Below are 12,499 nucleotides of genomic sequence, written 5' to 3' on the forward strand. Positions count from 1 at the left end.
TGCTTTATCTGGAAGGAAGAATGAAGGCTTTTTCACATTTTACGCAAAGTCAGCACATGGTACTCCGCCGGGCATAACAGCCGTAGAGGGATGTGCGAGGTTCCGAAGCCCCGGCTGATCAGCATGCGCGTGTCCGGAAGCTTCTCGCTTGCAGCCCTTGGGATCGAATACCAGCCGGACTTAAAGGATTTGTAGAAACGCTCGAGCCGGACCGCGCCCGCAAGCGGAAGCACGATTTGTCCGCCGTGCGTATGGCCGGCAAGCAGCAGATCACAATTCGCCTCTTCCCTGCCCTTAAGCCAAACCGGATCATGCACGAGCAAAATATGGTATTCGTCGCCGTGCAGGCTGCCTTTGAAATGGGAATAAGGATGCCGCTTGCTCTTAGGCTGGCGAATGCCGCTAAGGGAGACGTAGTCATTCCCGATCGTGATCCGGACCGTTTTATCGCTCAGCAGGGTCACGCCGGTTTCCTTCAGCACCTTCTTCACCGCATCCTTGCCTGCGTACAAATCGTGGTTGCCGAGGACCGCATAGACGGGTGCAACCCGCCGGAGCACCTCCATGTTATGCCTCAGCCTCTCCAGGGGAACGCCTCGCTCCGTAATGTCGCCGCCAAGCAGGACGCAGTCTACAGGCTGCAGCGCAGCCATCAGCTTCCGTTCCGACAACTCCCTCCGATGGATATCGGTCAGGAACAGAATTCTGAATCCGTCAAAGGACGCCGGGATTCGCTCCGTCACCACTTCTTCCTCGCGGACCCGGTAGCCCTTCGCTTCGGCGCTCATCCAGCCTAGAACACCGACTCCCGCTGCCGCAGCACCCGACAGCCACAACCATATGCTCATAATAACTCCTTTATCAGCTCGCTTACGGGCGGCGCCCCGATCAGCCCCCACCACAGCAAGCTGGCCATCAATAAAATAAATATGACGATTAATGAGTTCACAAACCATTTGCTCATCCGAACACGGTAGGAAGAATATGTATGCGTTCGCCGCGGAGCTGTGGCTTCCTCCATGTTGTCCTGGGTGGCCGATTGCTTTCTGCGGGACCGTGATAGCCCTTCTTCCGCGCTGGCTGTGTATGTCCGCCGCTCTTCGGCCATCCTCGGCTTAGACCGGCTAAGCCCGGTATATTCGGTATATTCACCAGCATCCTGTCTTGTCGGCTTTGCTGCCGGCGATGGAGGCGAGACAGAAGATGCTTTGTTCTTCCGGCCTTTGTTTCGGCTCCGGTGTCTTTCCATTCTGCTAAGTTCGTTCATTCTCCTCTTTCCTCCGAAATCGAATCAGCATTCCCGAAATGAAATCGATCAGGAAATGGCACAGGATCGGTGCCCATAATGTTCCCGTATAAATATAGACAAGACCAAGACCGTAGCTGCTCAAGAATACCCAGCCGGTCGGAAGCCAATGCTTCAGATACCTGACATGGATCAATGCAAATAAAATGCTGGTCCAATATGGCCCGAATGCATGCTGAATCGCTCCCCGAAACAGAAGCTCCTCGCATACGGAAACGACGATCGCTATAACGATAATATGCCATACTGGCCGATTCCGGAACAGCATCTCGTTGATTCCCCCGTCATCCATACTGTCCTCGGACACAAAGCGGGATAGTATCAAATCCACAACAAGCATGGCCGCTGCAAGCCCCAGCCCCCAATACAGAAACTCCAGCTCCTTCGGCACAGCGAGAAGCGCCAGTGGGTTCCGGCCCTGGAACAAAATCCAGATCAGGCCGACAATGAGCGTGAGCGCTTGGGTCAGGTACAAATTAATAAGAAGAAGTCGGTCGTTTAGCTGGTGAGCTTCGATTCTTTTCACTCTTATTTTAAATTTTTTCATAGAAGTTGTGCCTGTCTTTCATCTTTGTATTTGAACGGTTCGATGCTTCTTCACCCTAAATCCGACAAATCCAGGGCTAACGCGAAATATGGCGGGCATATGCATCATAGCAAATTCTTGGCATGACATTCAAGGCTGCCGTAAGCATAAGACCGTTTATTGCCCTATTATACCGATGATCGCCACCTATTGACACAATGTAAAAGCCATGATACATTATGAAAAAATTAATCTCGTACAAAACCGATGATGGAAATAAGAAGCTGTTACGCCTGCAGAGAGCCGATGGTTGGTGAGAATCGGCGGCGGAAGGTTATTCTTGAGCGTTCCTGAGATATTTCGCTGAAATCAATAGTAGGCGCAAATCGGATGATTCCGTTACCAATCATGGTCTGATAAGACCGCTTGAGGCTGTTCGAGTTTACGGACAGCGAATAAGGGTGGCACCACGAATAACTCTCGTCCCTTACTACGGAGGTAGTATGCGGAGTCGGGAGTTTTTATATTTCCCGGTCCTTTGCTACGACACCGCGTCAATTGCTATAAGAAACCAAGCCTTACCAAACCAACGGTATAACGGATGCGCGTTAACCGGCGCGCTCCTTATTCAATATTTGCAGCACTATTTATAGAGAATTTAAGGAGGAAGTGAAACCATGTTTAAAGTTTTGGTATCGGATCCGATCAGCGATTTGGGGATCCAGCAATTGATGGATGCAGCCGATGTGCAGGTAGACAAAAAGACAGGGCTCAGCGAAGATGAGCTCACTGCCATAATCGGAGAGTACGACGGCCTTCTGGTCCGGAGCCAGACCCGCGTAACCGAGCGTATTATGAGTGCCGGAACGAAGCTGAAAGTGGTTGGCCGCGCCGGAGTCGGAGTGGATAATATCGACCTCGAAGCCGCCACGAAGCGCGGTATTGTTGTTATCAATGCTCCAGACGGAAACACGATCACGACCGCTGAGCATACGTTTGCCATGATGATCGCTCTGGCCCGCCATATTCCGCAGGCCTATGCCAAGACGATCAACGGCGTATGGGACCGCAAATCCTTCCTCGGAGTGGAGCTGCGCAACAAAACCTTGGGCGTTATGGGGATGGGCCGGATCGGCAGCGAAGTCGCAAAGCGTGCGAAGGCATTCGGCATGAATATCATGGCATTCGACCCGTTCCTGACCGAGGAACGCGCCGACAAGCTCGGCGTTGAGCTCGCATCCGTAGACAGCATTATCCGCAGCGCCGATTTCATCACGGTTCATACGCCGCTGACTCCGGAAACCCGTCATATGATCGCCCGCCCGCAATTCGAGGTCATGAAGCGCGGCATGCGCATCGTGAACTGTGCCCGCGGGGGGATTATCGACGAACGCGCATTGGTCGAAGCGATCGACGAAGGCATTGTGGCTGGAGCCGCGTTTGACGTGTTCGAGCATGAGCCGCCTGAAAGCGACCATCCATTCCTTAGCCATCCGAAGGTCATCGTCACTCCGCATCTTGGCGCATCCACCATTGAAGCCCAAGAGAACGTGGCCATTGACGTATCGGAGCAGGTCCTTCATATTTTGCGCAACGAGCCGTTCAAAAATGCCGTCAACTTCCCGCTTGTCGCGGCTAGCGTCATGAACAAGCTGCAGCCATACTTCTCCCTCGGCGAGAAGCTGGGCAGCGTAGCGGCTCAAATTACCGCTCATGCCGTGAAAGAGATTCATGTCGATTATGCAGGCGAGCTGGCGGAAGTCGATACCCAAGCACTCACCCGCTACATTGTGAAAGGCGTGCTGGAGCGTCATCTCGGCAGCGAAGTGAACATCGTCAATTCGATGCACTTGGCAAAGAGCCGCGATCTTCATGTTGTCGTTTCTCAAACTCCGAAAACAAAGGACTTTGCGAACCTCGTTACCGTAACGCTAAAAACGCAAAACGGGCAGGAACGCATCGTTGCAGGCACCCTGCTTCTCGGATACGGCGAACGGATCGTGCGTCTCGACAAATTCCCGGTCGACGTTTCGCCTGAAGGCCATCTGATCTTGATCTCGCACAACGATAAGCCAGGCATTATCGGGCGCGTCGGCACCCTGCTCGGCGAGAACGACGTGAATATCGCCTCGATGCAGGTCGGCCGGAAGGTCATCGGCGGCGAAGCCATCATGTGCCTGACCGTTGACAAGGACGTCCCTAAGGAAGTGCTCGTGAAGCTGACCGGACTTCCAGAACTCAATACAGCTCAGCAAATCGTGCTCAGCTAATCCCTATGTTCCACGTTGAACAAGATTAGCCCACGAATTTCAACAAAAAACACGCTCCGATTGGAGCGTGTTTTGTCTTTTAGGCGTTCTTTTCCTAAGATTCTGCCGCATTGATAGGAATCGTCACCGTAAACACGGTGCCTTTCCCTACCTCACTAGCTGCTGTAATCGTGCCGTGATGGGCAGTCACGATGTTTTTGACAATAGCCAGACCGATCCCCGTTCCGACGGTTTCGCCGCGGACGCGGGCTTTATCGGCCTTATAGAAACGTTCAAACACAAATGGCAAATCCCCTGCAGGTATGCCGACGCCTTGGTCGGAGACGATCACCTGCAGCGCATCGCCCTTCGGCGCTTTGACCCGGTGTGCCTGGATCTTCACCTGCTTGCCGGACGGCGTATGCCGGAAAGCGTTGTCCAACAGGTTGGTCAGCACCTGCTCGAGCTTATCCTCGTCAGCCGATTCAAGGATGAGGTCCGAATGCAGGGATAGCTGCAGATCAATCTCCTGTTCCTTGGCTCTTACGGAGAACTTACGGTAGACACGCTCGCACAGTTCGCCTGCATCAACCTGCCGTAGCGACATCTCGGCGTGTCCCGCCTCCATTCGCGTCAGATCCAGCAAGTCCTTCACCAGACGGCCCATGCGCAGCGATTCCTCATGGATGACCTGGATCAGCTCCCGGCCTTCTTCAGGCGAAGCAGCCATCCCGTCGAGCAGCGCTTCGCTGTATCCCTGCATCATCGAGAGCGGGGTGCGAATTTCATGCGATACGTTGGCGATGAAATCGGTCCGCATCTTCTCCAGCTTAACCTGTTCGGTAATATCCCGGAGCACGACGACAGCGCCCCGTATCACGTCATCCGAATAGAGCGGTGCCATGTGGGCCGACCAGATCCCCTGGTTCACATGCAGGTCCGCGCTCTGATCCCGGCCTTCGTTCACCGTGCTGTAGAACAGCTCGCTCAGCGGCTTAGGCATCACGTCCGCAGCCCAGCCGCCCCCCTGCAGATCATCATCCCATTCAAGTCCCTTCCAGGTCTTCATAATTTCCTGTCCGGGGGGATTGACGAGAATAACCTGCCCGTGGTTGTCAAACGTAATCACGGCGTCGCTCATGCTTCGAAGCACGCTGGACAAATGCTCCTTCTCGTGATTAAGATTGCGGATATTCGTCTCCAGCTCGGCGGCCATATGATTGAATGTATTCGCAAGCTCGCCGATTTCATCGCTCGTCACCAGATTGAGACGGGTTCCGTACTTGCCTTTGCGGATGTCATTGGCAGCCTCAATCAGCTGCTGCATCGGCTGAGTGATTTTCGTTAACAGGAAAAGCCCGAAAAAGGTCGTCATCGAGAATCCGATGATCGACACATACGTAAACAAACGTTTGATTGCACTGGAATTGGTGAAGGTCGTATCAATGTAGGGGAGCAAAAATAATCCTAGCGTCAACAGCACGCAGGCAACCAAGCACGTAATCGTGATCCACAGCTTGCCGACAAGCGATCTCCAGAAGTTCACGTTACTTCGGAACCTCCAGCTTGTAGCCTACTCCCCATACGGTTGTGATCATCGCGGCAGCTTCCGCCGATACCTTGTTCAGCTTCTCCCGCAGCCGCTTCACATGCGTATCGACGGTGCGCAGATCACCGAAAAACTCATAATTCCAAACATCCTTCAGGAGCTCTTCCCGGGAAAAGACTTTATCCGGCGACGAGGCCAAATAATGCAGCAGCTCATACTCCTTCGGCGTAAGGCTGATTTCCTGTCCCCCCGCCGTTACCCGATGGGCGTCGTGCTCAATGACAAGATGAGGGAAGACAATGCTGTTGCTCGGGTTGGATTCTTTGCTAAGGTAAGCCGTTGCCGAAGAGCGGCGCAGAATCGCCTTGACCCGATAGATGACCTCCCGCGGGCTGAACGGCTTGACGACATAATCGTCCGCGCCGACCTCGAAGCCTTGAACACGGTTGATTTCTTCTCCCTTGGCAGTCAGCATCAGAATCGGCGTCGACTTCACCTGACGAAGACGCGTACATACCTCGACTCCGTCCATACCCGGCAGCATCACATCCAATATGACAAGTCCGTAATCCTCACCCGTTGCCTTGCGAAGGGCAGTCTCCCCGTCTTCAGCCTCTTCAATCTCATATCCTTCCTTCTCCAGGTACATCTTCAACAAACGCCGAATACGCTCTTCATCATCGACTACGAGTATGCGGTTACCATGCTCAGACATTGACAGCAGCTCCTTCATTGTTATAGGGGAAAATCAGAACGGCCCTCGAATCGTAAGGGCCCTCCTGATTTTCTAATCCATTGCTATTAAACTTCATCTTAATCCGTTCCGGCATAGGAATGCAGACCGGCAATGATCAGGTTGACGCCAACCAGCGTGAACATCACGACGATAAATCCGATAACCGACAGCCAGGACGAGTACTTGCCCTGCCATCCGCGGGACAACCGCAAATGCAGGTACACGCTGTAAAAGAGCCACGTTATCAGCGCCCATACTTCCTTCGGATCCCAGCCCCAGAAGCGACCCCATGCAATCTCCGCCCAAATCATGGCGAAGATGAGCCCGCCCAGCGTAAATACCGGGAACCCGATCGCAATCGCACGGTAGCTGATTTCGTCCAGGTCATCCGGATTCAGCTTGTTCAGCGCAGGCTGAATGAACTTCGCGATCGGTCTACGGATGAACAGCCGCAGCAATCCATACAGGATGATGCCGCTCACCAGCGACCAGATCACAGTGTTGAGCTTCCTCCCCGCGTTCACGCCATGCATCCATGACGGAGCTTCGAACAGCGGGGATTTCATGCCCAGGAATGACTGCATGCTTTCCGTCTCGCTCTGATACGGAGCTACAATCGGAGGCATATTGTACTCCACTTTTACTATTTTACTGGTTTCCGTTTTAGGGTCAATCTGCGTCTGATTGAACACGGCTTCGTAACCGGCTGTGCGGAAGCTGTAGACCGACAAAATGAAGCCGAGCAGGACGACGATCGCGAACATGCAGAGCTCGAGCCAGCGCTGCTCCCTCCGCGCGCCTTTATCCGTAGCGGTGAAGTTGACCGTCCGCAGCAGGTGCATCAGACCAGCGATAAAGCCGACGGCGAAGAACGCATCGCCGAGCGCGGCCAGTGTGACGTGAATGCCGAGCCAATACGACTGCAGCGAAGGAATCAACGGCTGCACTTCCTGAGGGAACACGGCCGCATACGCCATAATGAGTATGACGAGCGGCAGCGCGAACAGGCCGAGCAGCGATTTTTTGTAAATAAAATACAGCACCAGAAATGCAATCATGATCGCCATGGACAGGAACGACATAAACTCGTACATGTTGCTCACCGGCACATGCCCGGAGCCTGCCCATCTGGTGAAGAAGTACAGCAGATGGCCGATCAGGCCGATCGATGCTGTCACGAATGCGATCTTGCCCCATTTGGCAAGATGGGCCTCGGGCTCCCGCTTCCGGAAGCGGCGTCCCATCACCGCAATGGCATACATGATAAACGATGCGCAATATAGCAAAAAGGACACAACAAATGCATCACCGCTAAAATCGATTAGATTCATGCTTGACTCCCCCTGTTATTCTCCAGCGACTTTTCGTCGACCTCGATATTCATCTGATTCAGGATGGCGGCGACTTCCCTGCGCAGACCGAACCAGTTCTTGTTCGTGTGGGCACCGAGCGTCAGCGTTCCGTCATCGACCCGCAGCCAAATCCGGCGATGATGGAAATAGAAGCCCATAACCAGTCCGATCATGCCGATAAATGCGCCCACCCAGATGAAAGGCATCGCCTTATCCACGCGGATGTTCAAATACGTCGTTGACTCCGCGAAGTCGACGTCATCCATGCTCAGTACGTCCAGCGTTACGAGATTCTCGCCTCCGGCAAGCTGCGCATTGATCGCATCCTGCTGGAACCGCTCCTTGTCGACCTGTTTCGGGAAATAGAAATATTGAATGCCGTCCGCCGGCAGGTTCGGTCCCTTGATCAGGAACAGGAACGCGGGTGCGTTCGGGTTCGGCGACAGATTGACCGGCTTCCCGTCGTCGCCGAGGCCGAAATCCGTAAACGTCTGCGTAAGCTTCAAGGTGTAATCCCCTGCCTTGTACTCTCTTACGGGATCCTTGATCGACAGATCGATCTTTCCATATTGTTCCCCGGTTTTGCTGCCAATCAACATCGGGGATACGGTTCGGAGAATCGGAGTCAAATCATAATCGAATTGATACGCCTTCAGCCCCTTGTAGTTAAGCGGGTGGTTCACCTCGATGTTATGGCGGGTGACCTCCTTAAGCTGCGGCTCTTGGCCCGGTGTATTGCAATTGGACTCGCACACATACAGGATCGCCTCCGTTTCGAATTTCTTAGGCAGCACCTTGCCCTTGCCTTTGAATTCATTCGGCATATCCTCTTCCGTATAGAACTCTACCTTGAATCCGTCATTCATCAGATAATAACTCGTGTTCTTGATGTGCACGGGCTCGCCTTCGGGAAATGCCATATGCTCGTCCATATGAAGGCCCGGCAAATTCCGTCCAAGGACAGCTAAAAGAAAAATGATCAGGCCGATATGGAGCACATACGGCCCCCATCGGCTGAACCGCTGCTTCTCCGCAAGCAGCGTGCCCCCGTCCGTGCGGACACGGTATCCTTTTTTCTTGATCAGCGGCTTCACCCGCTCAACCCACTCGGCACCGTCTTGTTCAACCGTCCCCTGGTACACCACCCGCTGGCGGGTCAGAAACGACATATGCTTTGGTATGCGCTGTCTGCTTAGCGCCTTGTACAGCGGCAGGACGCGGTCCAGGCTGCAGATGACCAAGGATGCGCCGATCATGACCAGCAGAAGCACGAACCACCAGGATGTATATGTATGGGACAGCCCGAGCAGATAATAAATATGCCCCAGCTGTCCGTACTCCTCTTTGTAGTAGACAGAGGGGTCAATGTTAAGGAATGTGCTCTCCTGCGGCAAGATGGTTCCGAGCGACGAGCCGATCAGCGTCAGCAGGATCAAATAGATCGCAACCTTCACCGAGGAGAAGAAATTCCAGACTTTGTCGATAAAGCCGGGGTTGGCTTTCTGCGAGCGGCGGGCCACCCCGTCATAACGCATTTCCAGGATCGGCTGGGCTTCTGCTTCCTTTGTCAGCGGTTTCCCGCAGGCTTCGCACAGGACGGTTCCGGGCGGATTCTGATGTCCGCATTCACATTTCGTGTTTTGGATCAAAGGCTTGGAACCTTCACTCATTTTGCTTTCACCAACTGTTCAATTTGTTTATCCAGTGTGTCCAGATCCAGCTCGCCGATACGAATATGGTGAATCTTCCCGGAAGCCGTCACGAAGAAGGTCGTGGGCATCGGGCCAACGCCGTAGCTGGCCACCGCATCCCGGTCCGGATCCATCAGGATCGGAAACTTCACGCCGGTTTGGGCCACAAAATTTTCAACCGTCATTTTGTTCTCGCCCACATTGATCCCAACGATTTCGACCCCTTGATCCTTCCACTTCTCCCACTGTGCCTGCAGCGCCGGCATCTCCCGGACGCAAGGCGGGCAGTAGGTCCCCCAGAAATTGATAACTCTGGCTTTGCCTTCGTATTCGCTCATGGTATGTACATTGCCATCCATGCCCAGAAGCTCGAAATTCGCCGCCTTCTCACCGACCTTAGGCACCTCGTCGGAGCCGAATACAACGGTTGCAACGGCGTACACGCCGATTAGAACGATGGCAAGCAGGATAACGATCTGAATGCTTTTCTTCGATTTGCCCATAGTGCAGCAGCTTCCTTTCTATGACTTTCATCATAAATGTGCAGGCGGGTGTGAACATCCTATGAACAATTATAACGAAATTCGTCATAAACGCCGCTCGCCATTTTGAATATTATGTGTCGGGTTACCGTTTTTTCTTCGGTTTACCGCCTGGTTTCGCCGCCTTGGCCATCTGCTGCAGCTCATTGACTTCACTTGGCGTCAAGTGACGGTACAGGCCCCGCTTCAGATTCTGAAGCAGCAGATCGCCGTACGCGATCCGCTTAAGCCGGATGACCGGATGATTGATCGCCTCGAACATCCGCCGCACCTGGCGGTTGCGTCCCTCGTGAATCGTAATGGTGATGACGGACTGCTTGTTGTCCGGGTCCACGTCGCGGTATTCGACTTCGGCCGGAGCGGTCATTCCGTCCTCCAGCATGATGCCCTGACGCAGCTTGTCCAGCTCGGTTCCGTGGGGCACCCCTTTCACCGTAGCCAGGTAGGTTTTCGGCACATGATACTTGGGGTGGCTGAGCAGATTGGCGAATTCGCCGTCATTGGTCAGCAGCAGCAGCCCTTCCGTATCGTAATCCAGACGGCCGATCGGGTAGACGCGCTCCTTTACGCCCTTGAGATAGTCCGATACGATCTTCCGGCCTTCCGGATCCGATGCGCTCGTAATAACTCCCTTTGGCTTATTCAACATTAAATAGACCTTTTTCTCATGCTTGATCGGTTTCCCTGAAACCGTAATGATATCTTGGTCGGGGTCGGCCTTCGTGCCGAGCTCGGTAACGGTCTCCCCGTTCACCTGCACCTTGCCCTCCAGAATCAGTTCCTCGCACTTTCGGCGGGATGCGACTCCGGCCTGTGCCATAATTTTCTGTAATCTCTCCATGTTCGATAGGTCACCTCATCCCTAATGATAACCATCGACAGGATAAATCACAAGCGCGTTCCACGGAAAATCCGCTCCAGGGCAGCTCTCTGCATGTGGAAACAGATATAACGGGGAAATATCATGCAGTCTCGAGAGCTCCATAATGATTTTGCTGGCGGTAAACAGCTGGCTCTTCTGCTCAAGGCTCATGAGCTCGTAGCGACGGTTGAAATTGCCTTCCAGACAGATATGAATCAGTTTATGATGCAGAAGCATCGGGGAAGACGTGACCGATCCGTCCGCATGTATTGTAAAATCGAACCTCACCCGCGGCTCCTGCTCGCATACGGAATGATGGATTACAAAGCCTTCGAATTCCATATCATCATCACCTCTGCCGCACAAATTTGATTCAGCAGTATATGACATTGCGGCCCCGGCGGTATAGGCGCGTGTTCCCTTATCAAAACAAAAAATCCCCGATTATCGCGCAGGCCACACGCACGAGAATTGGGGAAATGAAGCTGGTATAATTGCAATGTCGCTATCCAAATACGAGCAGACATACGGCGATTGCGGCAATAAACCCGACCAGATCCGAAAACAGTCCGACTTTTAGCGCATATCTGCCGTTGCGGATGCCAACCGCGCCGAAATAGACAGTCAGCACGTACAAAGTCGTATCCGTGCTTCCTTGGATCGTGGAAGCGATCCGGCCGATCATCGAATCCGGCCCATAAGCGCGGATCAGCTCGGTTGTATAAGCGAGCGATCCCGTCCCAGTCAGCGGACGAAGCAGGCCGAGCGGCAAAATTTCGCCCGGGACCCCGAGGGACTGCAGAAACGGGCCCGTCCATCCCACAAAGAACTCCAGCGCCCCGGATGATCGGAAGACGCTGATCGCCACCATCATCCCGACCAAATGGGGGATGATGCCGATTGCAGTGGAGAAGCCGTCCTTGGCTCCTTCCACAAACGATTCATATACCGGTACTTTGCGAGTATAGGCATAAAGCGGGATGAACGCGACCATAATGGGAATAGACCAGGCCGAGATGACGCTAATCCATGACAGCAATGTTCATCACCCTTTCATATCCGGATTCCTTCCAGCCCCGATTCCGGACGGCTGCTTCCGCCGAATCGTACGCCTTCTATACCATCTGTCGGCGAGAATGGCTGCCGCTGTCGCGATGGCCGTAGCCAGCAGCGTCGTTCCTACGATTTCGGCCGGATTTGCCGATTCGTAATTCAAGCGGATGGCAATCAACGTTGTCGGAATCAGCGTAATACTGGCTGTGTTAAGTGCCAGCAGCGTGCACATGGCCGGTGTCGCGGTGCCTTTATCCGGATTCAGCTTCTGCAGCTCCTGCATCGCTTTGATTCCCATCGGCGTTGCCGCATTGCCGAGACCGAATAAATTCGCGCTCATATTCGATAAGATATACCCTATCGCCGGATGGTCCTTCGGCACGTCGGGGAACAGAAACCGTACGACCGGTCCAAGCATGACGGCAACCTTCTTCAGAAGCCCCGAATCCTCGGCAATCCGCATCATGCCAAGCCAAAAGACCAGGATGCTGATCAGCCCGAAGGACACGGTAACGCCTGTTTGAGCTCCATCAAACACGGCTTTGGTCACCGCGTCGATATTTCCGTTCACAGCCGCAAAGCCAAACCCGATCAGGATCATCCCCATCCAAATCATATTGATCATAGCTCTTC

General features: G+C 53.6%; 13 protein-coding genes and 1 other annotated feature. Of the genes, 1 reads left to right on the forward strand and 12 read right to left on the reverse strand.

Annotated elements, in window-relative coordinates:
• Positions 1-32: 32 nt before the first annotated feature.
• Genes MKX76_RS12125 through MKX76_RS12135 form a run of 3 tightly spaced genes read right to left on the reverse strand, consistent with a single transcriptional unit; the run spans position 33 to position 1,853 of the window.
• A complete protein-coding gene (locus MKX76_RS12125) occupies positions 33-848 on the reverse strand; it encodes a metallophosphoesterase (RefSeq protein WP_213615249.1) in 816 nt (271 codons plus the stop codon).
• The gene (locus tag MKX76_RS12130) at positions 845-1,267 is read right to left on the reverse strand and encodes a hypothetical protein (protein WP_007129794.1); all 423 of its coding nucleotides are present in this window, start codon (positions 1,265-1,267) and stop codon (positions 845-847) included. Before MKX76_RS12130 ends, MKX76_RS12125 begins: the two co-directional genes overlap by 4 nt.
• A complete protein-coding gene (locus MKX76_RS12135; RefSeq protein ID WP_213615251.1) occupies positions 1,254-1,853 on the reverse strand; it encodes a CPBP family intramembrane glutamic endopeptidase in 600 nt (199 codons plus the stop codon). Before MKX76_RS12135 ends, MKX76_RS12130 begins: the two co-directional genes overlap by 14 nt.
• 237 nt (positions 1,854-2,090) lie before the next feature.
• Positions 2,091-2,323: a binding site (T-box leader), on the forward strand.
• Positions 2,324-2,509: 186 nt separating this feature from the next.
• Between MKX76_RS12135 and serA the strand changes: the two genes are divergently transcribed.
• Positions 2,510-4,102: a phosphoglycerate dehydrogenase gene (serA, locus tag MKX76_RS12140; RefSeq protein WP_028403649.1), complete on the forward strand. Its 1,593-nt coding sequence runs from the start codon at positions 2,510-2,512 to the stop codon at positions 4,100-4,102.
• 94 nt (positions 4,103-4,196) lie between these two features.
• Here the strand turns inward: serA and MKX76_RS12145 are convergent, their stop codons facing one another.
• From MKX76_RS12145 to MKX76_RS12185, 9 genes are all read right to left on the reverse strand, one after another.
• Positions 4,197-5,627, reverse strand: a complete 1,431-nt coding sequence (locus MKX76_RS12145; protein WP_007129791.1) for a HAMP domain-containing sensor histidine kinase — start codon at positions 5,625-5,627, stop codon at positions 4,197-4,199.
• A 1-nt stretch (position 5,628) separates the two neighbouring features.
• Entirely contained in the window at positions 5,629-6,345 is a 717-nt protein-coding gene (locus tag MKX76_RS12150; protein ID WP_007129790.1) for a response regulator transcription factor, read from the reverse strand.
• A 98-nt stretch (positions 6,346-6,443) separates the two neighbouring features.
• Positions 6,444-7,697: a c-type cytochrome biogenesis protein CcsB gene (ccsB, locus tag MKX76_RS12155; RefSeq protein ID WP_007129789.1), complete on the reverse strand. Its 1,254-nt coding sequence runs from the start codon at positions 7,695-7,697 to the stop codon at positions 6,444-6,446.
• Positions 7,694-9,388 (reverse strand): cytochrome c biogenesis protein ResB, encoded by a 1,695-nt coding sequence (locus MKX76_RS12160; RefSeq protein ID WP_341033850.1) that lies wholly within the window; start codon positions 9,386-9,388, stop codon positions 7,694-7,696. The genes ccsB and MKX76_RS12160 overlap by 4 nt, the downstream gene beginning before the upstream one ends.
• Positions 9,385-9,912 (reverse strand): redoxin domain-containing protein, encoded by a 528-nt coding sequence (locus tag MKX76_RS12165; protein ID WP_007129787.1) that lies wholly within the window; start codon positions 9,910-9,912, stop codon positions 9,385-9,387. Before MKX76_RS12165 ends, MKX76_RS12160 begins: the two co-directional genes overlap by 4 nt.
• 124 nt (positions 9,913-10,036) lie before the next feature.
• Positions 10,037-10,792 carry a pseudouridine synthase gene (locus MKX76_RS12170; RefSeq protein ID WP_007129786.1) on the reverse strand — a complete coding sequence of 252 codons (756 nt, stop codon included), beginning with the start codon at positions 10,790-10,792 and terminating at the stop codon, positions 10,037-10,039.
• 21 nt (positions 10,793-10,813) lie between these two features.
• Positions 10,814-11,155 (reverse strand): N-acetylmuramoyl-L-alanine amidase, encoded by a 342-nt coding sequence (locus MKX76_RS12175; RefSeq protein ID WP_251536870.1) that lies wholly within the window; start codon positions 11,153-11,155, stop codon positions 10,814-10,816.
• Positions 11,156-11,318: 163 nt separating this feature from the next.
• A complete protein-coding gene (locus MKX76_RS12180; protein ID WP_007129784.1) occupies positions 11,319-11,852 on the reverse strand; it encodes a spore maturation protein in 534 nt (177 codons plus the stop codon).
• Positions 11,853-11,858: 6 nt separating this feature from the next.
• On the reverse strand, positions 11,859-12,491 hold the full coding sequence (locus MKX76_RS12185; protein ID WP_251536872.1) for a nucleoside recognition domain-containing protein: 633 nt from the start codon (positions 12,489-12,491) through the stop codon (positions 11,859-11,861).
• Between the last annotated feature and the right edge of the window lie 8 nt (positions 12,492-12,499).

The organism is Paenibacillus sp. FSL R5-0810 (assembly GCF_038002285.1).
GTDB classification, from domain to species: domain Bacteria; phylum Bacillota; class Bacilli; order Paenibacillales; family Paenibacillaceae; genus Paenibacillus_AQ; species Paenibacillus_AQ lactis.